Origin of the sequence: Halomonas sp. SH5A2 (assembly GCF_014263395.1) — a bacterium.
GTDB lineage: Bacteria > Pseudomonadota > Gammaproteobacteria > Pseudomonadales > Halomonadaceae > Vreelandella.
This window is the reverse complement of record NZ_CP058321.1, coordinates 2,967,599-2,993,165: the sequence shown is the minus strand read 5'-3', so window position 1 is coordinate 2,993,165 and position 25,567 is coordinate 2,967,599. Positions and strand designations below refer to the sequence as shown.

Here is a 25,567-nt window from a genome sequence, read left to right as displayed (position 1 = left end):
GAGTCTCCCTGACAAGTAGTAGTCCAGCCAACGGGGTAGCCTAGCGCTATCACACCGTGGACGATAGATGCTTCAGGGTGTCACTCAGTTCCACCGGATAATCGCTTTCACCTTGCTCCAATGCTGTCACCGAGGCAGGAAAGCGTGGTAAGGCATCCGCCACGCGAGACCTGGCCTGATGTGCTTGCGCCATCGTGTCGGAGACGACAACACCGTTTTGTACCACCGGGCTCAGAAGGGCTTCTCCGGGAATGTGGGTTTCATCGCGTTGGGCAATCGTGTCGCCGATATACCGCCCGGTAGCATCCTGACGACGGTATACCTGCTTGCGTGTCGGCAGGCTGATTTTGCCGGGGGCGTGTTTAGCTCTTGGCTGTCCGGCGTATTCAACCAGCTTGTACGAGAGGTCGATGACCGGCGCATCCGCCGAAACGCCCATTTGGGTGCCTACACCAAAGGCGTCGATGGGGGCGTTCTGGGCGATAAGCTCGGCGATGCCATGCTCGTCCAGACCGCTGCTGGCAATGATCTTGATGTCACTGAAACCGGCATCGTCCAACAATGCGCGGGCCTTGCTTGCAAGCTGGCCAAGATCGCCGGAGTCGAGGCGAACGGCGCCCACCGATAAATCGGGTATGTCGCGGAGCATGTCAATCACATGCCTGACACCTTGCAGCGTATCGTAGGTGTCGACCAGTAAGGTGGTGTTGGGGTAGTGGCTTGCGAACGCACGGAATGCCGACGGCTCATCGTCATGGGCAAGAATATAGCTGTGCGCCATGGTGCCATTCAGCGGCAGGTCATGGCGCAGCCCGCCAAGCACATTACTGGTGCCGCTCAGCCCGGCGGTTTTATAGGCCCTGACCCCACGCACGGCGGCATCGATGCCGTGCACACGGCGCATGCCAAAATCGACCACCGGACGATCGCCGGCTGCCCACACGATGCGGGCGGCTTTGGAGGCGAGCACGGTTTCCAGTTGCACCAGGTTCATGATGAGACTTTCGAGCAGCTGTGCCTCGGCGATCGGCGCGTCCACTTCGAGTAGCGGTTGATGCGGAAAAAGCGGCGTTCCTTCGGGTACGGTCCAGATGTCCCCCGAAAAGCGCCAGTTCGCGAGCCAATTCAGAAAGTCATCGTCGAAGCGTCCGGTCGAAGCGAGTTTTTCAATTGCCGCATCGTTAAAATGGAGCTGGCTGAGTTTGGCCGCAGCGTGCTGCTGGCCACAGGCGAGGATAAAGCGGCGCGACGAGGGCAACTGGCGAAAGAACAGGCTAAAGGTGGCGGGCGTATCATGCATCGCCTCCTTCCAGTACGCCTGGATCATGGTCAGTTGGTAAAGGTCGGTTAATAGCGCCAACTCTTCGTCTGCAACGCTCAGCGTTAACGGTTCATTCATGCGCGTACCTCGGCCCCGGCATCCTGCATTTCTTGGCGGTAACGCTCGACGGCGTCAGGGTCGGCTGCGGCGGAAAGCGTTTCCAGCAACAGGGTCGTAAAGCCCTCGCGGCAGGCGGCAAGCACCGTGGCATGGACGCAGACATCAAGCGCCAGGCCGCAGACTACGACTCGCTGGATACCGTTTTCGCGCAAATACTCGCCAAGCCCCGTGCCATCGAATGCCGAGTAGGCATCGGCATTGAACGCCGTGGCCTTGCTGACGCGAATGACTTCGTCAGGCAACGTGAGGTCGGGGTGGAAAGCCGCTCCCCGCGTATCCTGAACGCAGTGTACCGGCCAGGGGCCGCCCCGGTGGCTAAAGCTGATATGGTCTACTGGATGCCAGTCACGGGAAGCCACGATAGTGGCGCCAGCGACCTGGGCGGCGGCAATCTCGGTATTGATGCCCGGCACCAGAGCGCTGCCGCCGTTAATCGCCAGCGCGCCGCCTTCGCAGAAGTCGTTTTGCATATCGACGACCAGCAGCGCATCGTGGCGTTGATAATCATGGAGGGAAGACGTCATGGTGCGTTTCTCCTTTGCTTCCAACGGGTTACTACTGCATATACATATAGACAGGATACCACGCCGCGTGTTTCAGCGTTCAGTAACCGGCCTTAGGGTCAATAGTGGTGACGGGTTCACCCGTTTCAAAGGCCTTTACGTAAGCGATCACCTGGTCGATGGCGTCATTGAGGGGCGTGGGGGCGGCCATGTGCGGCGTGATGAGTACGCTGGGATGCTGCCACAGGGGATGACCGTCGGGTAGCGGTTCTTCCTCGAAGACGTCCAGCAGGGCACCGCGGATATGGCCAGGTTGGCTGTCGTGGCCCAGCGCTTCCAGCAGTGCCTGCTCGTCAATCAAGCTGCCCCGGCCAGGGTTGATCACACTGGCGCCTTCGGGCAGCTCGGCAAGCCGCTCGGCGTCAAGAATGTGCCGGGTGGCCGCCGTGTCGGGCAGTATTGTGACTACCGTTTGCACTTGACTAAGCAGCTCGCCAAGCCCGTCATCGCCATGATAGCAGCGCACACCGGTGATCTGTTTGGGTGAACGGCTCCAGCCAAGCACCGGGAAACCCGCCTGGTGGAGCGCACCGGCCACGTAGCGGCCAATCGCCCCCAGGCCGAGTACGCCCACCGGCCACTGAGACTTTGCCACGACATTTTGCGGCTGCCAGGTGGCGCGCTGCTGCTGAGCGGCATAGCGGTCCATGCTGCGGTAAAAGTGCAGCACGCCATACAGCACGTAGTCGGCCATCAGTTCGCCCATGCCCGCATCGCGCAGTTTGACGATGGGGACATCCGTCGGCAGGCCCGGGGTTTTGAGCAGGTAGTCGACCCCCGCGCCGAGGTTGATAATGCCTTTTAGCTGGGCTTGCTCCTCAATCAGGTGTGCAGGCGCTTTCCAGACGGCCAGGTAGTCGGCATTTTGTCGCTGATCTGCCGTTGCATCGCTGGTGACGACCTGGGCATCAGGAAACGCATCGGCTAGCGCTTGTTGCCATTCTGCAGCCTCGTCTATATGCACGACGATTTTCATTGACTTGTCTCCCTCAGACGCGTGTTCGTTCCGTCTATGATGGGGAGCATCGTTGAGCGCTGCAAGCAGGGGTTAGCGCTGATGAGTCGGTTGCCCCTGCAATTTGGTACGCAGTCAGGTCGTCTTATACCAGATCCCGCGGGATCTCTTCGTCCCAACTCTTGGAAAAGACTCGGCTATCGCCCTCGAAGGCATCCAGGGTCGCCCTTAGGCGAAAATGGGTGGCGTTGGACGTCATCAAGGTACGGGTCAAGCTGCGCACTTCCCAGTCGCCACGCCGGAAGCTGCGCTCCCATTCGGTCCAGCCGCTCAGACTGTCGTAGTTGCCGTAAGAATAGGTATAGCGCTCGATAACCCGCGACGAGAGCTCGAGGTCGATATCCTCGAGACGGAAAATGCCTTCGTCATTGATGACTTCAAGTACCGTCTGATCCTGGGCCAGGTCGCGAATCACCCGCCACGTTTCCTGGCTCGGCTGTAACAGTGTGATCGCAAGCGGCGGTGCGCCTTCCGGCTCGGCAAACGCAGGCAGTGCCGCTTCTTCCTCAGGTTGGGGCTCGCGGCTAGGTAAAGTCAGTTGGCAGCCAGCCGGGTGAACGGTCAACTTGACGGGGACTGGCGACGGCCAGGCCAGCGGCCAGTAACTGCTCGACAGCGAAAGCCTAATGGCATGGCCTGCGGGAAACTTCTGCGCGATGTGTTTGAGCAGGATGCGCACTCGATAACGCTTGCCAGGCTCGAGTGGCTGGGGAAACTCGTCGCTGTCACGGTGGGTCAGGTTGAGCAGGCCGTAGGAAATCCGGGTCGCTTTGTCGTCGTCGGCAATATCGATAAGCCGAACCGCGACCATGGCCACCGGCTGATCGGCTTCGATGTCGAGCTCGACAAACGGCTGTCCGCAAATTTCGATATCGTGATCAAGCCGAGCGGTCTGGAATATCAACGCGCCGCCGTCCTCGCTGCGTTGGTCGTGAGGCAGGTCCGGCGGCGCGTTATAGGAACACCACTTGCCCGCATACAGGCCTACCGACAGCGGCGAACGCACGCTCAAAGGGACATCGTTGTCCGCAAAAGCTGGCGAGTCCTGCGCAACAGGCAGCAGGTCATGGCCACTGGTAAGACGGAAGTGTTGGGGTTCGATTCGCGGCGAGGGCCAGCTGGGTTCGGCGACCCAGCGCCCGGGGCGTTCCTCGTAGCGGGCCGACGGTGGCACTGAATCCTGCATCCAGACGCGCAGCATCGGCTCGTCCATGATGCCCGTTTCCTTGCCTTTCAACCAATGGTCCCACCAGCGCAGGGACTCCTGTAAAAAACCGATCGCCGGGCCCGGAACGCCCAGGTGAGGATACTTGTGTGACCAGGGCCCCACCAGGCCTTTCCGCGGCACGTCGAGGCCTTCCAGCAAGCGGAAGACGGCGTTGCAATAGCCATCGGCCCAGCCGCTAACGGCATAGACGGGGCAGCGGATGCGCGAGAAGTCCTCGCACACCGAACCATGTTTCCAATAGTCGTCACGGCGCTGATGCTGGAGCCAGGTCGCCAGCCATAAGCCGCTTCCTTCAAGGCGCTCCATCCACATTGCCCGCCAGCGTTCACCGACCAACTGTGGGTCGGGCGGGCAGGTATTGCCATCGAACATGGTCGAGGCCCACGACAGGTTGTCACCCAGCAGGCAGCCGCCCATGTGGTGGACATCATCGGCGTAGCGGTCGTCGGTGGAGCACAGCGTGATGACGGCCTTTAGCTCGGGCGGCTGAAGGGCGGCAATCTGCAGGCCGTTGAACCCGCCCCAGGAGATGCCGATCATGCCGACATTGCCGGTACACCAGGGTTGCTTGCCCAGCCAGTGCAGGATTTCGACGCCATCGTCGAGTTCCTGCTGCAGGTATTCGTCGGTCAGCACACCGTCCGATTCGCCGCTGCCGCGCATGTCGACACGTACCCCGGCATAGCCGTGGCCGGCCCAGTAAGCGTGGGTTTGAGCGTCGCGCATCGCCGTCAGGTCCCGCTTGCGATAGGGCAGGTACTCAAGAATGGCGGGCACCGGGTCGCTCTCAGCATCCACCGGGCGCCAGATGCGGATGGCCAGCCGACAGCCGTCAGACAGAGTGATCCAATCTTCCTCCTCCTGCACCTTGCGGGGGAAATCGCTGACGATATGCATAGGCTTGCTCCTTATTGTTTGTGTACTGCGTGACGCAACCCCTTCAACTGGTGATGTCTTCGAACGCGAAATGTAGCTGCTCGGCAAGATGCGCGTAGTTGTCTTCCAGCGCGAGATCATCGTCTGCGCCCATCCACACGTAAGCCAGGGCGTAGCTGTAGCTGTCCTGCTCAGGCAGGAAGGATAAACGCATACCGGCCTCGACCTGTAGCGTGATCACGGTGCCTGGAAAAGCCTGCTGCAGCGTTTCGATCTCCTCAGCACTGGGAACCCGGCTGACGGTGGCGTCGCTGAAGAATACCCGATAAAAGAACTTTCCGGCGACTTTATAAGCCCCTTGGCGATGCGGCATGTCGGGTCGTTGGCCCAGCGCCAGGTCCACCGTCACCTGCTGGTGGCTGACCCCGTCGACTTTTTCGAACAGGTCGCAGTGCGACTGCGCCACGCGGGTATTGATCTCCAGCAGCCAGATACGGTCCTGCACTTCATCCCAGAAGTACTCGATGTTGAAGGCCGCGTTGTCATAGCCGATATGGGCCATGATCTGACGCGTAAGGTCCTGCATCTTGGCTTGAATGGCATCGGGAAGGCGCGACGGATAACGATAGTAGAAAAAGCTCAGCACCTGCGGATAGCGAATCGAATCGACAATGCCGTAAGGCACAACATCGCCCTGGAAGACGTAGCCTTCAACGGTACACTGCCAGCCGCCGATGATTTCTTCCGCCATGCAATGGCCGCCATCGACCGAGCGCACGCTGTCAGGCAGGTTGGCGTGCTCCAGCACGTAGTTGAAGGGCTCTGAAATCGTCCCGATACCGTCGCACAGGCGCTCTACGGCATAGGCGAAGTCTTCGGGGCTTTCAATGCGAAAGCCCAGCCGCGAGCCCGAGGATTTGATGGGTTTGACGAAGAAGGGCATATACAGCCCCGCGTCACCTATACGCTGAAGGGCATCGGGGTCGAAAGGGTCAAAGGCGGTAAAGCGGGGAATGTAGTCGGCCATTACCTCGCGCTGAACGAGCCGACTCCAGTACTTGTGCTCGCATTTGAGCAAACTTTCGAGGCTGGTAGACGGCGTGCCGATTCGCTCGCAGAGCAGTGGCAGCATGGTCGAGACGGGGAAATCCATGTAGCCCACGATGGCATCGACAGGCCCATTGAAGGCTTTCAGCTGGGTTTCGGCTCGAGCCAGCATGTCTTCGATAGGAAAGATTTCCGTATCATTGACCTCTGACGGCTCGATAACACCATAAAACCGGTAATGCTCGGCCCCACGTATATGCTCGAGTCGTTGACGATTATAGTCATCCATCCCGACAACAAAGATATTCCGAACGCTCATGATCGCCTCCTGGCGCAAGCTTTGCGATCGCAGAACTTGCCACCGAGATGAAACGGGAAACAGGCACGGGAAAAGCTATTGGGAAGTATAGCGGCTTATCGTTGCCGCGCTCGGCCAATACGCAAGCGCGCATCAACGTTACTGCTGTGCATACGACGTGATGGCAGGTTGATGGCTCATCATTAATCTGGCGAGGGTGGTTGCCAACTGTTATAAGTGAATCAGTACAGATGTAAAGCCAGTTTAAAACTTACGCGATACGACATTGCCGCTATCGGTAATGATTCAGCGTTCCCCAAAAGCGTCGCTGGGCGACGAAAGGAATATGGCCCCTCCCATTTTTTCGGCATCTGGCCACCTCGTTGCCATTGGCGGTGCTGAGGACAGAACCTCCGATCTTGAAATCCTCAAGAATGTCTTCGCCCTGGCTTCTGAAGGGAACCGGGAGGTCGCGGTTATTGCGACGGCCAGCGGCATACCCAAACAGGTGCTACCCGAATACGAGGCGGCCTTCTCACGCCTGGGCGCCAGTCAAGTCCATTTACTGGAAATACGTGACCGTCAGGAAGCCGCCGATGCTGATACGGTCCGTCTGCTTGAGCAGAGCGGCATCATCTTTTTTACGGGGGGTGACCAGCTGCGCTTGACGAATGTGCTGGGTGGCTCGCCGGCTCTGAAGGCCGTTCGCAAGCGCCTGCAGGAGGGGGCGGTAGTGGCTGGCACCAGCGCTGGCGCGGCGGCCATGCCGGGCACCATGATCTACAACGGCGCCGCCGCTGATGCCCTGCGCAAGGGAGCTGTCAATATGACCTCCGGCCTCGGCTTCGTTGACGGACTGATCATCGACAGCCACTTCCTCGAGCGCGGCCGCTTTACCCGCCTGATGGAAGTCGGCGCCAGCAACCCGGAGCACCTGGGGGTGGGGCTGGGTGAGGATGCTGGTGTGATCATCCATCCCCACGGCATTCTCGAAGCTATCGGTCCGGGGCATGTCATTCTCATCGATAGCCTCGATCTGGCGAGCTCGAACATCGCCGACCTCGATATGGGTGAGCCGGTGGCTGTGGAACACATGATCTTGCATGCGTTGGTAAGCGGCCATGGGTTCGACGTCGAGGCTCGGCGCTATCTGGTACCCGATGAACTGGGTGCCGCTCTCGCGGAGAACCGATGAACATCCTCGACCACCGCGCCCTGCGCGGCCCGAACTACTACAGCCGCTATCCGGCGATTTTCATGCGTTTGGACATCGGGGAGCTCGAGGAGCGGCCGAGCGATCTTGTCCCTGGCATCGTCGAGCGGCTGACGGCGCTGCTACCGACCCTGCAGGAGCACCGCTGCTCGGTGGGTCGCCCCGGCGGCTTCCTGGAGCGTCTGGCGCGTGGCACCTGGGCCGGTCATGTTGTCGAGCATGTGGCCATCGAACTGCAGAACCTGATCGGCTTTTCGGTGGGCTATGGCAAGACGGTTGATTCCTACCAAACCGGCATTTACAACGTCGTCTATCGTTACCGGGACGAGGCCTGCGGGCTGGCCGCTGGTGTCGAGTCCGTCGACCTCGTAGAACGATTATTTCGCGAGGAAGAGATCGACTTGCCGGCCATCCTGGAGCGCCTCAGACAGGTGCGCGACGCCCATATGCTCGGACCCTCCACGGCGGCCATCGTCAATGCCGCCACCCAGCGGGGTATTCCCCATGCCCGGCTGAGCGAGGAAAACAGCTATATCCAGTTGGGTCATGGCCATCGGCAGCAGCGTATTCAGGCGACGGTGACCGGCCGTACGGGCCTTGTTGGTTATGGCATCGCCGACGACAAGGCGTGGACCAAACAAATACTCGGCGATGCCGGGATTCCGGTACCCCAAGGGCAGGTGTGTGGCTCCTTCAACGAGGCGCTCGAGGTTGCCCGTAGCCTCGGTTACCCCGTCGCGGTGAAGCCACTCATCGGCAACCATGGCCGCGGGGTCAGCACCAATATCGAGGATGACCTGGCGCTGAGTGAGGCCTTCAATATTGCCTCCCAGCGCAACCCCTCAGTGATCGTCGAACAGTATATCCAAGGCGAGGATCATCGGCTGCTGGTCATCGATGGCAAGCTTGTGGCCGCCGCGAGGCGTCGCCCGGCGCATGTGGTAGGCGACGGGGTGTCCACCCTCCAGGCGTTGGTCGACGAGGAAAATCGCGACCCGCGTCGCGGTATCGGCCACGAGAACCTGCTGACTCAGATCCAGTTGGATGAACAGTCACTACGGCTGATCGGCCAGCAGAATCTGACCTTGCAGAGCGTGATTGCGGCCGGGGAGATCGCCTACCTCAAGCCCACGGCTAACCTCAGCACCGGGGGCACGGCCACCGACGTCACCGACGATGTACATCCGGAGGTGCGCTACGTGGCTGAGCGTATCGCGCGGTTAGTGGGGCTGGATATCATCGGCATCGACCTGCTGGCCGAGACCCTGACCCTGCCGTTGGAAGAGCAGTCCGCCGCCGTGGTCGAGGTCAATGCCGGCCCCGGCTTTCGCATGCACCTCTCGCCCACCCATGGGGAGGGTCGCGATGTAGGCGGCCCGGTTATCGACATGCTGTTCCCCGACAGCGAGACCACCGGGCGTATTCCTATCGCGGCGGTTACCGGTACCAACGGCAAGACCACCACGGTGCGGTTGCTCTCGCATCTGCTGCGCCAGTCAGGGCGCAACGTCGGTATGGCCTGCACCGGCGCCATCGAGATCGACAGCCATGTGATCCTGCGCGGCGACTACAGTGGCCCCCAGGCGGCGGCGATCGTGCTGCGCGAGCCCACCGTGGAGTGCGCCGTACTGGAAGTGGCCCGCGGCGGCATCATGCGCCGTGGCCTGGGCTTCGACGAGTGCGATGTGGGCGTGCTGCTCAATATCGCCAGCGACCACCTGGGCGAGCACGACATACATACGCTGGATGAACTGGCACGCTGCAAGACGGTGGTCATTGATGCCGTGAGCAAGAGCGGTACCGCCGTGCTCAATGCCGACGACCCCCGGGTGTTGGAAGGCCAACTGTGGGCCCGGGGTGAGATTATCTTCTTCACCCTGGATCCTGACTCCCGCCCTGTCCGTCAGCATGTTCGCGATCAGGGGGTTGCCTTTACCGTCCACAATGAGCGCTTGGTGATGCGCCAGGGGCATGTCGAGGCCGATGTGATCCCGGTGGTGGACGTGCCTATTACTTTCGAGGGACATGCGCGCTTCAATGTCGCCAACGCCCTGGCAGCCAGTGCTGCTGCCTATGCCTTGGGCCTGTCGATTGCCGAGATCCAGATGGGCCTGCAGACCTTCCACCCCACGCCGGGTCAAAATCCTGGCCGTACCAACCTCTTCGACGCCGATGGTATGAAGGTGCTGATCGACTATGGCCATAATGTGCCAGCGCTCGAAGCACTAAGCGAACTGATCGGCGCCATACCGGCCCGCCAGCGCATCAGCGTGGCCAGTGCTCCCGGCAATCGCCGCGACGAGGACCTGTTCACGCTGGGAACCCTGCTGGCTAAGATGCACGATGTTGTCTTTATCTATGAAACCGACGCCCGCGGACGCAATCCCGGCGACGCCGCTCGCCTGCTCCGCGAAGGGGCTGAGTCGGTGCCGAATGCCTGCCGGGTCGAGGTCATCATGGAAGAACAGCAGGCCGTCGAGAGGGCCTTCGACGAGGCCAGCGAGGGCGACCTGCTGGTGTTGCTGATCGACGACGTCGAAGGGGCCATCGAGCGCCTCAAGGGGCGCCGCTTCCGGTCAGTCGCCTCCACGCCACCAGAGGGAGAGCAGCCACCATGATGCCCGTCGTACCTCAGGAAGAAAGGCTGCTGACCCTGCTGCGGGTGGGCAGCATCCACGCGCCGGAGCAGCTTGAAGCCACCGATATCCTGATTGCGGACGGCCGGATCGCCGCCCTGGGGCGTGACCTTGAGATTCCCACAGGCTGGCCCATCCAGGTAGTCGAGGCGCGTCACCTTATCGCCGTGCCCGCTTTTATCGATCAGCACGTTCACGTGACTGGCGGCGGCGGGGAAGGTGGCTGTGGCACCCGCTGCCCGGAAATCACCGCCCACGAGATCGCCTCGATGGGAATCGGTACGGTAGTAGGGGTGCTGGGCACCGACAGTATCAGCCGTTCTCCGGCGGACCTTTTAGCCAAGGTGCGCGGGCTCAAGGCCGACGGTATATCGGCCTACATGTACACCGGCGCGTATCGCGTCCCCCCGCCTACGCTGACCGGCGATATCCAGCGTGACCTGGCCTGGATACCCGAGGTCATCGGCCTGGGCGAAATCGCTATTTCAGACCATCGCTCCAGCCAGCCGCGCCAGGATGAAATCGAACGTATCGTCAGTGATACCCGCATCGGTGCCATGCTCGCCGGCAAGCGGGGTATCTGCCATTTCCACCTCGGCGACGGCAAGCGGGGATTGGAACCGCTGCGTCGCCTTCTCTCCGAGACCGAGATTCCCGCTGATCAAGTGATTCCCACCCATGTGAATCGCCATCCCGCCTTGCTCGAAGAAGCCGCAGATTATGCGCTCGCCTTCAACGCCTGTGTCGACGTCACCGCCTTTGAAGAACCTGGCGATGGACTTTCAGGCTTTGACGCAGTATCTCGATTGCTGGCGCGCGGTGTTCCCCCCGAGCGTATTACCATGAGTTCTGACTGCAACGGCAGTTTGCCCGAATTCGATACCCAGGGGGCCTACCTGGGCATGAAGGTGGCCAGGAACACGACGCTGATTGCGGACTGGCAGCGCCTTGTCCTTGAAGATGTACTGCCACTCGAAGCGGCGTTGGGGCTGATTTCGACCAGCGTTGCACGGGTACTAGGTTTACATGCCTCAAAGGGACGTTTGGCGGTTGGATTCGAGGCCGATGTGGTGTTACTCGACAGCGAACTTCAGCCGCAGCTGACCTTCGTGGCGGGGAAAAAAATTTATGATGTTAGACGCTTGTAAAAACCCACATAAGCGAGTTTCAGCACTGATTAGCATGCCGCATGCACATTTTGTAATAAAGGCTTTGACCGGCAACCGAGGGTGAGTGCTAGTATCGGCTCAAGACGACATTGGCGGGCCTACTGTGGCGGTGGCCAGGTCGATCCTGTGGCCCAGCGGCGCTGGTTCTTAGTGATCTTTAATGGCGAGTTGCCCGATGACTCAGGTTTCCCTGCCCTTCACCCGTGAAGAGTATGCTAACCGCCTGTGGAAGGTGCGTGCTGAAATGGCCGGTAGAGGCATTGACGTCTTGATCGTCAGTGATCCCTCTAACATGGCATGGCTGACCGGTTACGACGGTTGGTCGTTTTACGTGCATCAGTGCGTGCTGGTCGGCCTCGAGGGCGAGCCAGTATGGTTTGGCCGCCGTATGGATGCCAACGGCGCGCTGCGCACCTGCTGGATCGACCCTGAAAACATCACCTATTACCCGGATTACTATGTCCAGAATCCGGACATGCACCCCATGGAATACCTGGCCCAGTCGATCATGCCCGACCGCGGCTGGCACCTTGGCGTGGTCGGCATGGAAATGGACAACTACTACTTTTCCGCCCAAGCCTACCTGAGCCTGTTGCGCTCATTGCCCCATGCCCGCTTCATGGATGCCAACGCCTTGGTCAACTGGTGCCGACAGATCAAGTCACCCCAGGAAATTGCTTACATGCGTATTGCCGGCAAGATTGTGGAAGGCATGCATTCGCGCATTCTGGAAGTGATGGAACCCGGGGTGCCCAAAAGCAAGCTGGTATCGGAAATTTACCGCGTGGGTATCGAGGGCTGGCAAGATGAAAACGGCAAGGTCTTCGGTGGCGATTATCCCGCCATTGTTCCGATGCTGCCGACGGGTAAAGACGCAGCGGCGCCCCACCTGACCTGGGATGACACGCCGTTTCGTGAAGGCGAAGGCACGTTTTTCGAGATCGCCGGCGTGTTCAAGCGCTATCACGCCCCGATGTCGCGCACGGTCTTTCTGGGAAAGCCGCCGATGGACTTTATCCGCGCGGAGTCGGCGCTGCTGGAAGGCATTGAGAACGGCCTGGCAGTAGCCAAGCCGGGTAACCGAACGGCGGATATTGCCATGGCGCTGGGCGCGGCTATGGATAAATACGGCTTTGACCGCGGTGGCGCTCGCTGTGGCTACTCGATCGGGCTTTCCTATCCGCCCGACTGGGGCGAGCGCACCATGAGCCTGCGCCCGTCAGACGAGACTATCCTGCAGCCAGGCATGACGTTTCACTTTATGCCCGGCCTGTGGGACGACGACTGGGGCCTGGAAATTACCGAAAGCATCTTGATCACCGAAGACGGCTGCGAAACCCTGGCCAATTTTCCGCGCCAGCTGTTTGTTAAGTAAAAGGAAGACACCATGACGATACCCTCCAGCCAACAGCGGCCCAGCCCGATTTCGGCCACCGTGGATTTTGACGCCGACGGCGTGCAGCACGGCTTTTTAAAGCTGCCCATCTCCACTGACGAATCGGCCTGGGGCGCGGTGATGATCCCGGTCACCGTGGTCAAAAACGGTGTCGGCCCCACGGCGCTGCTGACCGGTGGCAACCATGGCGATGAGTATGAAGGCATTACTTCGCTGTTGAAGCTGTCTTCAACGCTGAAAGCGGAAGACGTCACCGGGAGAGTGATTATCGTACCGTGCATGAATACCCCGGCCGTCATGGCAGGCAAGCGCACCTCGCCGATGGATAAAGGCAACCTTAATCGCAGCTTTCCGGGTGACCCCAATGGCGGTGTCACCGCACAAATTGCCGACTACTTTACCCGCGTTCTGGTGCCGATGAGCGATGTAGTGCTCGACCTGCACTCCGGTGGCCGCACGCTGGATATCCTGCCCTTTGGTGCTTCCCACGTGCTGGACGACAAAGGCCAGCAGCAGGCGGCCCTTGAAGGCGCGAAAGCTTTCGGCGCTCCCTACGCCATGGTGATGTTCGAGCTGGATGCCGAGAAACTCTTCGATACCGCCTGCGAACGCCAGGGCAAGGTATTTGTCGCCACCGAGCTTGGCGGCGGCGGCACCTCCACCCCGGAGAGCATCGCCATTACGCAACGCGGCGTGCGCAACTTCCTGATCCATTACGGCCTGGTAGCAGGCGAGGTGGAAATGCCTTCGGGCGGGCAGGTCTATCTCGATATGCCCGATGCCAGCTGCTACGTACAGAGCCAGCACTCAGGCGTGTTGGAGCTATTGGTGGCGCTAGGTGACGAGGTGGCAAAAGGCCAGACCCTTGCCTACGTGTACGACATGAGCCGGAGCGGCACCGAGCCGGTCGCTTATAAAGCGGAGCGCGACGGCATTCTGATGGCCCGCCGCGCGCCCTCGCTGATCAATATGGGGGACACCCTGGCGGTGATTGCCGATGTCGTTGACCGCCTGGAGGCATAATATTCACCGTGATGAAACTTGACCGTTACGATCTGAAAATTCTCGATATCCTCTCCCGCGATGGGCGGATCACCAAGTCGAAGCTGGCCGAAGCGATCAACCTCTCGGTTAGCCCTTGCTGGGAGCGGGTAAAACGCCTGGAAAATGCCGGGGTCATCCAAGGCTACAGTGCGCGGATTGACACCGACGTGCTGGTGCCGCGTAATCCGGTCTGGGTACAAATCGAGCTGAAGCAGCACAATGCCGAAAGCTTTACCCGCTTTGAAGACCTTGTAATGCAAACCCCGGAAGTCACCGAGTGCGTAGCGGTCGGGGGCGGGGTTGATTACCTGGTCAAGTTCGAAGCGCGCACCATCGATAGCTACCAGCGCCTGATGGACAAGTGGCTGGTCTCGGATGCGGGTATCGAACGTTACTTTACCTATATCGTGACCAAGACCGTCAAGCGGGAGCCTATCGGCATCGATATTGACGTTTAGCTAGCCTCCGCATCAGCCGTGCATAACGGGTGCTGATGCGAGACGCAAGCGACCTTCCTTGTGTTCGTCAACTCTTTTAGTCCTCACACGAGCTTCGATCCGGTAAGCTTATCGTGACAGTGCGCTAAAAAATTGAAATATTGATATTGCTAGGCCCGTGGTCAACGCCAATTCAGCGTTTCGTTGGATTACTATGCGGTAAGTAACATTCATTCATTCGCCTAATGTAATATACGCATCTGAGTCATTGAGCGATATCATCAAACCAAGCTCAAACAACCCGTTCGCCTAACGCAGAGAGAACCCAATGTCTTACTTCACCATTGCTGGTGTCCAAATGCATGCCCTGCACCACGGCGATAACACCGAAGCCATGCGTCACCGAGTTGACGCACTGATGACCCGTTTCCCTCAGGTTCAGATGGTGCTGTTCAGTGAATTAATGCCGATGGGTGCTTCCCCCCATCATGCACAACCATTACCCAGTGATACCGAGGCAATGTTTTGCCAACTGGCTTTGCAACACCGCATCTGGTTGATACCAGGCTCCATGTTTGAGCAGGTCGGCGAGCACATTTACAACACCTCCGTGGTTATTAACCCCATGGGTCAGGTGGTGGCGCGTTACCGCAAAATGTTCCCGTTTCGTCCCTTTGAGGCCGGTGTGGAAAGCGGCAGCGAATTTGTCGTTTTTGACGTTCCCAATGTGGGGCGCTTTGGGATATCGATTTGCTATGACATGTGGTTCCCGGAAACGACCCGCACGTTGGCCGCCATGGGCGCCGAGGTCATTTTGCATCCCACCATGACCGATACCATTGATCGGGATCTGGAACTTTCCATCGCCCGCACCAACGCGGGGCTCAACCAGTGTTATTTCTTCGATATCAACGGTGCTGGCGCCTTGGGTAATGGCCGCTCGATTGTGGTTGGGCCTTCTGGTGACGTCATTCATCAGGCAGGGGCGGGTGAGCAAGTGATACCCATCGAGATCGATCTGAACCGGGTGAGACGCGAACGCGAGAGAGGCCTGCATGGACTTGGCCAGCCGCTCAAGAGCTTCCGCGACCGCAAAGTGAACTTCTCCCTCTACGCCAACGAGGGCGGCTCTTCACCTTTTCTGGATACCTTAGGGCCGCTGGTCAAGCCTGTGCGCGCTGATCTTGAGACGCCCCCGGAACATTAATCCCGGCAATGGCCGACACAAGGAGACCATCGATGAAATTTCTGTTGGATCTAATGCGCCGGCTATTGCGCCCCGCGCAGAACAATAAGGCCGCTAGCGATTCTATTGAACCGTCAAGCGCCCCGTCGTCCTTGCAGGCGACGCCTGATAACACGCGCACTCCTTCCGCCACCCAGGGAGCATCAACCATGAGCAAGATCACATCCATTGCCGATGTTCGTCGTCACTTTCGCAATAATCAGGAACCGATTTACTTCATTTCGGCGACTAACTTCAATCTATTGGGGATTGGCGACTGGGTGAGTAATTTTCGCCATATCAACTACATAGACTGTTTCGAGGGTCAGCAGCGAAACGTTTTTGTGCCCAAGGAAAAATTCCCGCGCGACTTTGAAGGCATTGAAGACATCAACAACTACCTGCTTGAACACAAGGAAGTGATCGATTTTCTTCAGTCGCGATCTACCGGGGATAAGGCCGGTACTGCCGCTTTCCTGATGTTTGATGAGCATACCGAAGAGATCTGCAAGCAACTGGGGCTCAAGATTGCCTTCCCCCCAGCGACGTTACGCCAACGCATGGATAACAAGATCGAGACGGTGCGCATCGGTAATAAAGCGGGTGTGCCAAGTGTGCCCAACGTATTGGCGAAAGTCGGCAGCTATCAGGAGCTTTGTGAGGTCAGCAAGGAGCTCGGCAGTGATCTGGTGGTGCAGACTGCGTTTGGCGACTCGGGGCATACCACTTTCTTTATTGCCAATGAAGAAGACTATTACAAGCACGCCGAAGAGATTGAGGCCGAGCCCGAAGTCAAGATAATGAAGCGGATCAATTGCCGTGGCTCGGCAATTGAAGCCTGCGCCACGCGCTGCGGCACCGTCGTCGGCCCCTTGATGACAGAGCTTGTCGGGTTCAAGACACTAACGCCCTACAAGGGTGGCTGGTGCGGCAACGAGATGTTCTCTGGCGCCTTTACCGAAGAAGTGCGCGACAAAGCGCGTGATTACACCTTCCAATTCGGTGAGGCACTTCGCGAAGAAGGGTATCGCGGTTATTTCGAACTCGACTTCCTGATCGACATGGATACCGACGACGTCTACCTGGGCGAGCTCAATCCGCGGGTCACCGGCGCCAGTTCGCTGACCAACGTGGCGGCGTTCGCCCACTCTGATATCCCGCTGTTTCTTTTCCACTTGCTGGAGTTTTCAGACCTCGACTTCGACCTTGATATCGATGATATCAACGAGCGCTGGGCGCATCCCGAAAGCGTCGATAGCTGGAGCCAGTTGGTGATCAAGCACACCGACGAGAGCGTGGATCTGCTTACCCAGGCCCCCAAAACGGGTGTATGGCGTATGAGCGACGACGGCAGTATCAACTATGACCACTACAGCTACCATCCGCACGCCGCTGAAAATGAGCAGGAAGCCTTCTTTATGCGCATTAGCGGAGCCGGTGATTTCCGCTACGAAGGCGCTGATCTTGGCATTCTGATTACTCGTGGTCGCTTGATGGACGACGATTTCAATCTTAATGAGCGGGCGAAGGCCTGGATCGAAGCCATTCGCGGTGAATATGCGGGCCAAGCGCTGCAAGATCCTGTGGTGGAGGGAGTTGCCGTCAGCCATGCGATTGGCGGTGGTAACTTCAAAATTCTGTGAGTATGGACGGCAATTTGTCCGCGGGCCGTGCGCCAGGGATTGAGCTGGACAAAGCATTGACGTTTCGCACCGTTCATGAAGAGCAGGCGGGGCCCAAGTGGCAATCGTTGTTTGATTACCACTGGCCTGCTTATGAACCCTGGTACCTGTCCGAAGGTGAACGTGAACGGCCCTCCTATTTGGAGTGCTTCAACGCTCTGCGCCATTACATGCCGGAGTTGCTGGATACCTATCGCACCTTATGCGCGCTGAACGGTGGCGGTGATCTGGCGTCGCGGCTACTCAGTCTGTACCGGCCACCGCCCTATATCACGGGTTGCTCCCAGGCGGTGCTGGCAAGGCCGTCTTCCACCGTGCTGGCGCGCAACTATGATTATCCGCCGGAACTGTGCGAGGGCACGATTCTCTACACCCGTTGGAATCAGCGTCGTGTCATTGCCATGTCGGACTGCCTGTGGGGCGTGCTGGATGGGATGAACGATTCGGGGCTTGCCGTTTCCCTGGCATTCGGTGGGCGCAAGGTGGTGGGGGATGGCTTCGGCGCTCCGATCATTCTGCGCTACATTCTTGAGTTCTGCGATACGGTGCCCGAAGCGGCGGCCGTACTTGAGCGTGTGCCCACGCATATGGCTTACAACATTACCGTGACGGACGCCAGTGGGCGCTATGTCACGGCGATGATTGCGCCAGACCGCCGTGCCAATATCCGGCGCGTCGCGGTTGCCACCAACCATCAAAAGAAAATCGAATGGTATGCCCATGCGCTGGCCTCGGAAACGCTGATTCGCGAGCGTCAGCTTTCGATTCTGGTGGATGATGACGCGACCACGAACGAGCGTCTGATCTCGGCTTTTTCTGCGCCTCCATTGTTTCGCCACGACTACCAACGCGGCCTTGGAACGGTGTACACATCGGTGTATTACCCCAAGGAAGGGCTTGTTGAGTTTCGTTGGCCCGGCAGGGTGCTGGATTTGAGTTTCGATAAATTTCGTGAAGAACAAATAATAGTGCGTTACGGCTCACGAGGGCTATACAGCTGATTGACTCGTCGCCGTCGTTAATGCGTTTCTAGATAAATACCGACAAAGGATGGGTGTCGTCATGCCAGAGAGTAATTCTACCGAAACGTCCTACACCGCCTTGGGTTTTTATCACAAAATCTCCCAACTGCGTGCCGATACCTGGAATGCACTTAAACGTGACCTGGGTATTCTGACGCGGCTTGACGATGAGAGCCGCGCCAAGAATCTGATCAAGGCCATCGACGTAAAGCTGACTCGCCTGGAAATCATTGAGGATTATCACGCCTTCCCCTCCAAGGAAGATTTTCGCCATCTGTGGACGCTCTTCAACCGAGGCGAGTACGCGCTGCTGGACAAGGTGGTAAAACGCTTGGTGAGGGCGTTGATCAGCGAATCCTATCGCCGTCGCCATGTCGATCTCTCCGAGACAGATGCCGGGGCCGAGGACATGGAGGCGCTCGATGCGCTCAATCAGCTGCGTCGCGGACACCCGGCTTCCAACAGTTCGGCACAGCCTTATTTCGAGCTATTGGTCGTCGACAACCTCTCTAATCAGGAAGAGGAGGTGGTGCGTGAAGCGTTTCACAATATGCGTCGCCCCGAGGATCGTTTTGTCTATGACGTAGTGACGGTAAAGAGCTTTGAGGATGCGTTGATTGCCGTCCTGGTCAATCCCAATATCCAGGCCTGCCTGATCCGCTACGAGTTTCCCTACAAGTCAAAATACAACCTCAGTGCGTTACGTAATTATTTGGAAGGCCTGTCGGAAAAGCAGCTGGAACACCAGACAGAAGCCGAGCGCAGTATCCTGCTGAGCTCGATGATCCATGAATTGCGTCCGGAGATTGATCAGTTTCTGGTTACCAGCGGCGATGTCGAGGCGACGGCGAGCCAGGACATTCAATATTTCAACCGTATCTTCTACCGTGAAACGGATTATATCGAGCAGCACCACACCATCCTGCGCGCGATCGATAACCGTTACCGCACTCCCTTCTTTGATGCCTTGCGTGAATACAGCAAAAAACCCACTGGGGTGTTTCACGCCATGCCCATTTCCAGGGGTAAGTCGGTGACCCGTTCCCATTGGGCGGGACACATGATCGACTTCTATGGCATCAATATATTTCTGGCTGAAACGTCGGCGACATCCGGGGGGCTCGACTCTCTGCTACAACCCTTCGGGCCGATTAAAAAGGCGCAAGAGTATGCCGCCCGGGCCTTTGGAGCGCGTCGCAGTTTCTTTGTCACCAACGGCACCTCAACCGCCAACAAGATCGTCGTGCAAGCCCTCGTCAAACCGCGGGACATCGTGCTCATCGACCGTGACTGCCACAAGTCCCACCATTACGGCATGGTATTGGCCGGGGCGCATGTCAGTTATCTGGACTCCTATCCACTCGATGACTATTCCATGTACGGCGCGGTACCCCTGCGTGATATCAAGAAGACACTGCTTACCTACAAGCGCGCTGGCCAGTTGCATAAGGTTAAGATGCTATTGCTGACCAACTGCACCTTCGACGGCATCGTATATAACGTGCGCCGCGTAATGGAAGAGTGTCTGGCGATCAAACCGGACCTGATCTTTCTCTGGGACGAAGCCTGGTTCGCTTTCGCTGGCTTCAACCCCACTTATCGGCCGCGAACCGCGATGAACGCGGCAAGAACCTTGCGCTATCGTTATCGTAGCGAAAGCTATCGCGAAGAATATGCGGCCTGGAAAGCTGAGTTCGACAAGCTCGATCCTGAAGATGATGCCACCTGGCTCGACCAGCGGCTGATGCCCGACCCAGAGGAGGTTCGCATTCGTGCCTATGCCACCCACTCGACGCACAAAACCCTGACTTCCTTGCGGCAAGGCTCGATGATTCACGTCTGGGATCAGGACTTTCGCCAGAAAGTGGAAGCCTCTTTCCACGAGGCCTACATGACCCATACCTCGACCTCACCCAATTACCAAATTGTGGCGTCGCTGGATGTCGGGCGAATGCAGGCCGAAATGGAAGGTTTCGAGCTGGTGCATGCCCAGGTTGAAACGGCGCTGTCGCTTCGCGAACAGCTCTATACGCACCCGTTACTGCAAAAATATTTCCGCGTACTGAAGAACAGCGACATGGTGCCTGCGGCTTACCGTGAGTCGGGTGTCGAGTCCTATTACGATCCGATAACCGGTTGGAACAAAATGGAGGAGGCCTGGGCGCGCGATGAGTTTGTGGTTGACCCTTCCCGTGTGACCATCGCCATCGGCAATACGGGCGTTGATGGCGATACCTTCAAGAACGAATATCTGATGAATAAGTACGGTATTCAGATCAACAAGACATCACGCAATACCGTGCTTTTCATGACCAATATCGGCACGACACGCGGATCGATTGCTTACCTGCTGGATGTGCTGATGAAGCTGGCCAAGGAATTCGAGTACCGCTTGGAAGACAGCAGCCGCCCCGAGCGCAAGATTATCGAAAATCAGGTGCACTCCCTGAATCATGACCTGCCTCCGTTGCCGGATTTTAGCCGCTTTCATGATGCATTCCGCCCCAATGCTGATACACCCCAGGGCGATATTCGCACCGCCTACTTCCTCGCCTACGACGAGGAAAATACGGAGTATCTACGTTTCGATAACGGCAAATTACAGGCCCAGATGCGTGAAGGGCGAGACGTGGTATCGGCAAGTTTCGTGATCCCGTATCCGCCGGGCTTTCCGGTATTAGTGCCCGGGCAGGTCATCAGTGAGGAAATTCTCGACTTTCTCCAAGCGTTGGATGTGACCGAGATCCATGGCTACCGCCCGGAGTTGGGGCTGGTGGTCTTTACCGAGGAGGCGCTGCTTAACCCGGCAGAAGGTTGAGAAAGGTAGTTGCCCAAAAAGGGCCAGCATTATCTGGCCCTTTCACGACCACTTTGTTGGCTATCTCTCTAGGGTTAGATGCATCGTCAAGCTACGACTAAGGCCGTCGAGCGGCTGGAAGATTTGTGGCTGTTTCGCCAGTTCCATTATGACTAACTAGACAGTAAGTGGGTTAGCCGACGATGATTGACAAGTCAGTCTGACGGCTGAGCGATTGCTCTTTGATAGCAAAAATTGTATCATGATCGGGTTGAAACATTACGATTCCTTTAAAGCTGGTGCAATGCTGGCTCTATCGTAGTGAGTCTGGCGTTAGTATGGTACAGATACTCCCCTGAAACCTTCCGGGTCTTATCTTTGCTTATCTTTACTTATTAAACTGCTGAAAAGTGGTTTTTTTGATTGATAAACGGAGAAGCCCTAAGTGATATTAAAACTCTCGATACTTTCGGTATCCTTGATAACGGTGATGGCAGGCGCCATGATTGCGCCAGCGATTGCCATGATAAAGATTGCTTTTCCCGAAGCAAGTAACTTTGAAATTAACCTTTTGACATCCTTGCACGCAGGGTTAGTTGTTCCCTTTTCTTTCGTGTCGGGATATTTGACAAAGAGATATGCTAAAAAGTCGATACTGATGGTTTCTCTTGTCATGTATCTTGTCGGCGGTATAGGCGGCTTTTTGTCTCCCAGTATCGAGTTCATGCTGATAACTCGTGTAATATTGGGTATCGCTATTGGCTTGATGATCCCTTTGTCGATAACGCTTATCTCTGACTATTATGATGGGGAAGAAAGAACGAAAACACTGGGTTTGCAAAGTGCTGCGACTAACCTGGGTGGCATCATTGCTATCGTGGTTTCCGGGATATTGGCTCTGCTAAGCTGGCGCTATTCTTTTCTCGCCTATGGCATCGCGTTCCTTGCACTGTTTATGGTGTTTTTCTTCCTGCCTAAAAAGGCTCCCCAGGCACAGGGTAATGGAAACGAAGAAGAGGCAAGCAGCTTTGATGGCCGTGTTTTTCTGCTCGCTATCTATATGATTCTGACCTTTGTGGTCTTTTTTGGTATCCCTTCAAACATGGCGCTCTTTCTGAGCGAGCTGGACATCACTAATACCGTCGTCAACGGCATCATCATAGCAATATGCTCGGTAGGCGGCTTTTTTGGCGGTATGTCTGTTGCTTTTTTCCGTCGGGTATTAAAAACGTTTTTCGTGCCCTTGCAAGTGGTCTATATGGCCATCGGTTTCTCGATGATTGCCTTCTTAAACCAGTACATCGTGTTTTTGGGGTTGGGGGTTTTGATACTCGGTTTTGGCTACGGCAGTACCGTGCCCGTCATTTTTGATAGCGCGACGAAGATTACCTCTGGCACGGGCCGCTCAATGGCAACAGCCGTGTTGGTTAGCAGTATTTATCTTGGTCAGTTTATTTCCCCGCTTTCCTTGGGTGAGATTTCCCGTTGGTTTGGTGATGGTAGCGTTTATTTTTCCTATGTGGTGATGGCATTGGCGCTGGTATTTGTGGCTATCCTGCTATTGGCTGAACGCATGCTGCACTTCACTGGTGTTAAAAAATGGCTGGCTCGCAGTAGCTCCAACCATGCATTGATTGAAGTGAAGAAAGCGAACGTTGAGCTACAGGAACGTGTCGATATGCTGTCTCAACAGGTTGAAGATATCCAGACACAACAGATGCAAGATAATAGAGAGCAACTTGATATTTTAAAGAAATTAGATCGTTACAACTCAGGTAACAACCAACCTTATAATTCTAATAATTAATTTAATGTTGAGGTAATGACGATGACAAAACATATTATAGCTTGTGTTGATGGCTCAGCGACTACATCTTCCGTTTGCGATGTAGCAGCCTGGACCAGTAAGCGGCTGGCAACGCCGTTGACGTTACTGAATGTGATTGAGAAAAATGATGCCAATGAAGAAGTGCCGCAAAATAGCGAGTTGAGGGATAAAATGGAAACCCTTGATTCACAGCGATCTGAATTGAAGCATGAGTATGCCAAGGAGATAATGGCAAGAGCCACTGAACGGCTTAAAGGTTATGATGTTCAACCCGCTTCTCAGCGTATTGAAGAAGGGGAGTTGGTTGATGCGCTGGATGATCTTGACGATGAAATCCGGTTGGTCATTGTGGGGAAAAACGGTAATAGCTCTCTCAAGAGTCACCTTGGCAGCCACTTGGAAAAAACGATCAGAGTTGTGCATCGGCCTCTTTTGGTCGTTCAAGAGGCTTTTGAAGTACCTAAACGCATCATGTTGGCGTTTGATGGCAGGGTCAATACCGTAAAAGGGGTAAGACTGATTGCTGAGAGCCCACTGTTTTCGGGCATCGCCTGTGATGTTGTGATGGTAGGCGGCCATACTGATGAGCATAAGGAACAGATGCAGTGGGCCGTTGATCTCTTGCAAGAAAATGATATTCCCGCTGAATCATTCTTGCTTAAAAATGATGGCAATATCAGTGACGCATTGATTGAGCATATTCAATCGCGTGATATAGGGTTGCTAGCCATGGGGGCTTATGGACATACGCGGTTGCGGCAGTGGTTGGTCGGCAGCACCACTACAAATGTGCTTCTCAAATCGCAATGCGCCATGTTGATTTTACGCTAATCGTTTTCTTTTGATTTTCTAATCCCGCGCAGCTATCTGATGGGTACTGTGCGGGTCTTTTTGGGCAACAATGGTGTGGCACCAAAAAAAATTACTCCCAAACGCATGCTGACAAAAAAAGTCGTGCGATAACCTTTGGTTTTCAAAAACACTTCGTGCGCTATTTCCCCTAGGCTAGACACATCGAAACACGACGGCTCAGGCCGTCATTTTTAATGTGCAACGGTTGTCGCCCACGCTTTGCGTCAACCAGGGGAGGTTTCCATGACCACACTATCGACCACGCTTGCCAAGCGCCTGGAAGATCCGCGCCTGTTCCGCCAGTATGCCTACGTGAACGGTAAGTGGACCCATGGTGAAGGCGGTCGCGAAGAAGCCGTGATTGATCCGGCAACCGGTGAAGCCATTGGCCATATTCCGCTGCTGGAAGCTGAACAGATTACCGCCGCGGTTGACGCCGCTGAAGAAGCCTTTGTTCAGTGGCGGGCGTTGCGCGCCGATGAACGCTGCGAGAAATTGCTGGCGTGGTACGATTTGATTCAAGCCAACCGCGAAGACCTAGCCACCATCATGACGCTGGAGCAGGGCAAACCACTGCCGGACTCACGCGGCGAAGTTCAGTATGGTGCGAGCTTTGTGCGCTGGTTTGCCGAAGAAGGCAAGCGTACCTATGGTGAGACCATTCCCAGCCCGATTCCCAACGCCTCACTGGGTACCATCAAGGAGCCGGTGGGCATATCGGCAATGATTACGCCGTGGAACTTCCCGCTGGCGATGATTACCCGCAAAGCCGCAGCGGCACTGGCAGCGGGCTGCCCGGTGATTATCAAACCGGCCAACGAAACCCCGTTTTCAGCGCTGGCGCTGGCCGAATTGGCTGAGCGTGCGGGCATTCCAGAAGGCATTTTCAACGTGGTACTGGGCGACCCGCCCGAAGTGTCCAAGATTCTGTGTGCCGAGCCGCGCATTCGGGCGCTGTCGTTTACCGGTTCCACCCGTGTCGGCCGCATCCTGATCGAGCAGAGCGCTAATACCGTGAAGCGGCTCTCGTTGGAGCTTGGCGGTAACGCGCCCTTTATTGTCGGCCCGGATATGGACCCCAAAGAAGCCGCCTATGCCGCGGTAGCGGCCAAATTCCAGACTGCCGGGCAGGATTGCCTCGCTGCGAACCGCATCCTGGTGCATGAATCCATCCACGATGAGTTCGTCGAGCAGTTTGCCGAGCGCATGTCAGCACTCACCGTGGGCAATGGCCTGCAAAGCGAAATCGATCTGGGTCCCTTGATTCACCGTCAGGCAGTGGAAAAAGCCGCCTCGATCGTTGATGACGCGGTCTCTCGCGGCGCCACCATGGTGGCGGGTGATCAGAGCCAGGCCCCTGGCGAAAATTTCTTCATGCCGGTGATGCTGACCGGCGTCACGCCACAGATGAAAGTATGGCGTGAAGAAAACTTCGCCCCGGTCGCCGGTATTACCGCCTACCGCGATGATGACGAAGCGATCGAGATGGCCAACGACACCGAATACGGTCTGGCCGCGTATATCTATACCCACGATATACGCCGCATCTGGAAACTGATGCGCGCCCTGGAATACGGCATGGTCAGCGTCAACTCGGTGAAGATGACCGGTCCTCCGGTGCCGTTTGGCGGCGTGAAACAGTCCGGCCTTGGCCGTGAAGGCGGTGCCACGGGTATCGATGAGTATCTCGAAACCAAGTATTACTGTCTTGGCGCTCTGGGTTCCGTATCAGGTAGCTAGCTGCCAAGCCCCAAATAATTTTAAACACCCTCCCCGCAGGCCGGGGAGGTTTACCGTA

18 protein-coding genes are annotated in these 25,567 nt (G+C 57.0%); 13 read left to right on the top strand and 5 right to left on the bottom strand.

The window, feature by feature from the left end:
* Positions 1-49 precede the first annotated feature (49 nt).
* The 5 genes from HXW73_RS13915 to HXW73_RS13895 form a co-directional block, all read right to left on the bottom strand.
* The gene (locus HXW73_RS13915; protein ID WP_186253659.1) at positions 50-1,399 is read right to left on the bottom strand and encodes a nicotinate phosphoribosyltransferase; all 1,350 of its coding nucleotides are present in this window, start codon (positions 1,397-1,399) and stop codon (positions 50-52) included.
* Complete coding sequence (locus tag HXW73_RS13910; protein ID WP_186253658.1) at positions 1,396-1,965, bottom strand: nicotinamidase; 570 nt, start codon at positions 1,963-1,965, stop codon at positions 1,396-1,398. The genes HXW73_RS13915 and HXW73_RS13910 overlap by 4 nt, the downstream gene beginning before the upstream one ends.
* 79 nt (positions 1,966-2,044) lie before the next feature.
* Positions 2,045-2,980 (bottom strand): 2-hydroxyacid dehydrogenase, encoded by a 936-nt coding sequence (locus HXW73_RS13905; RefSeq protein WP_186253657.1) that lies wholly within the window; start codon positions 2,978-2,980, stop codon positions 2,045-2,047.
* A gap of 124 nt (positions 2,981-3,104) precedes the next feature.
* Positions 3,105-5,144, bottom strand: a complete 2,040-nt coding sequence (locus HXW73_RS13900) for a CocE/NonD family hydrolase (protein ID WP_186253656.1) — start codon at positions 5,142-5,144, stop codon at positions 3,105-3,107.
* A 43-nt stretch (positions 5,145-5,187) separates the two neighbouring features.
* On the bottom strand, positions 5,188-6,489 hold the full coding sequence (locus HXW73_RS13895) for an ATP-grasp domain-containing protein (protein ID WP_186253655.1): 1,302 nt from the start codon (positions 6,487-6,489) through the stop codon (positions 5,188-5,190).
* Between the two features lie 325 nt (positions 6,490-6,814).
* Here HXW73_RS13895 and HXW73_RS13890 point away from each other — a divergent pair, with 325 nt between their 5' ends.
* From HXW73_RS13890 to HXW73_RS13830, 13 genes are all read left to right on the top strand, one after another.
* Complete coding sequence (locus HXW73_RS13890) at positions 6,815-7,663, top strand: cyanophycinase (protein ID WP_240538642.1); 849 nt, start codon at positions 6,815-6,817, stop codon at positions 7,661-7,663.
* Positions 7,660-10,299: a cyanophycin synthetase gene (cphA, locus tag HXW73_RS13885; protein WP_186253653.1), complete on the top strand. Its 2,640-nt coding sequence runs from the start codon at positions 7,660-7,662 to the stop codon at positions 10,297-10,299. The genes HXW73_RS13890 and cphA overlap by 4 nt, the downstream gene beginning before the upstream one ends.
* The gene (iadA, locus tag HXW73_RS13880) at positions 10,296-11,465 is read left to right on the top strand and encodes a beta-aspartyl-peptidase (RefSeq protein WP_186253652.1); all 1,170 of its coding nucleotides are present in this window, start codon (positions 10,296-10,298) and stop codon (positions 11,463-11,465) included. Before cphA ends, iadA begins: the two co-directional genes overlap by 4 nt.
* A 196-nt stretch (positions 11,466-11,661) precedes the next feature.
* Positions 11,662-12,861, top strand: a complete 1,200-nt coding sequence (gene doeA / locus HXW73_RS13875) for an ectoine hydrolase DoeA (protein WP_186253651.1) — start codon at positions 11,662-11,664, stop codon at positions 12,859-12,861.
* A gap of 12 nt (positions 12,862-12,873) precedes the next feature.
* Positions 12,874-13,905: a N(2)-acetyl-L-2,4-diaminobutanoate deacetylase DoeB gene (doeB, locus tag HXW73_RS13870; RefSeq protein WP_186253650.1), complete on the top strand. Its 1,032-nt coding sequence runs from the start codon at positions 12,874-12,876 to the stop codon at positions 13,903-13,905.
* Positions 13,906-13,913: 8 nt separating this feature from the next.
* Positions 13,914-14,384 carry an Lrp/AsnC family transcriptional regulator gene (locus tag HXW73_RS13865; RefSeq protein WP_186253649.1) on the top strand — a complete coding sequence of 157 codons (471 nt, stop codon included), beginning with the start codon at positions 13,914-13,916 and terminating at the stop codon, positions 14,382-14,384.
* Positions 14,385-14,691: 307 nt separating this feature from the next.
* Entirely contained in the window at positions 14,692-15,570 is an 879-nt protein-coding gene (locus tag HXW73_RS13860) for a carbon-nitrogen hydrolase family protein (RefSeq protein ID WP_186253648.1), read from the top strand.
* A 188-nt stretch (positions 15,571-15,758) separates the two neighbouring features.
* A complete protein-coding gene (locus tag HXW73_RS13855; RefSeq protein ID WP_186253647.1) occupies positions 15,759-17,231 on the top strand; it encodes a biotin carboxylase in 1,473 nt (490 codons plus the stop codon).
* A gap of 14 nt (positions 17,232-17,245) precedes the next feature.
* Complete coding sequence (locus tag HXW73_RS13850) at positions 17,246-18,271, top strand: C45 family autoproteolytic acyltransferase/hydolase (protein WP_240538641.1); 1,026 nt, start codon at positions 17,246-17,248, stop codon at positions 18,269-18,271.
* A 61-nt stretch (positions 18,272-18,332) separates the two neighbouring features.
* Positions 18,333-21,110: an aminotransferase class I/II-fold pyridoxal phosphate-dependent enzyme gene (locus HXW73_RS13845; RefSeq protein WP_186253645.1), complete on the top strand. Its 2,778-nt coding sequence runs from the start codon at positions 18,333-18,335 to the stop codon at positions 21,108-21,110.
* A 469-nt stretch (positions 21,111-21,579) separates the two neighbouring features.
* Positions 21,580-22,896, top strand: coding sequence for an MFS transporter (locus tag HXW73_RS13840; protein ID WP_186253644.1), 1,317 nt, complete (start codon positions 21,580-21,582; stop codon positions 22,894-22,896).
* A gap of 21 nt (positions 22,897-22,917) precedes the next feature.
* Positions 22,918-23,748, top strand: coding sequence for a universal stress protein (locus tag HXW73_RS13835; protein ID WP_186253643.1), 831 nt, complete (start codon positions 22,918-22,920; stop codon positions 23,746-23,748).
* A 264-nt stretch (positions 23,749-24,012) separates the two neighbouring features.
* On the top strand, positions 24,013-25,509 hold the full coding sequence (locus tag HXW73_RS13830; RefSeq protein WP_186253642.1) for an NAD-dependent succinate-semialdehyde dehydrogenase: 1,497 nt from the start codon (positions 24,013-24,015) through the stop codon (positions 25,507-25,509).
* Positions 25,510-25,567: the final 58 nt, after the last annotated feature.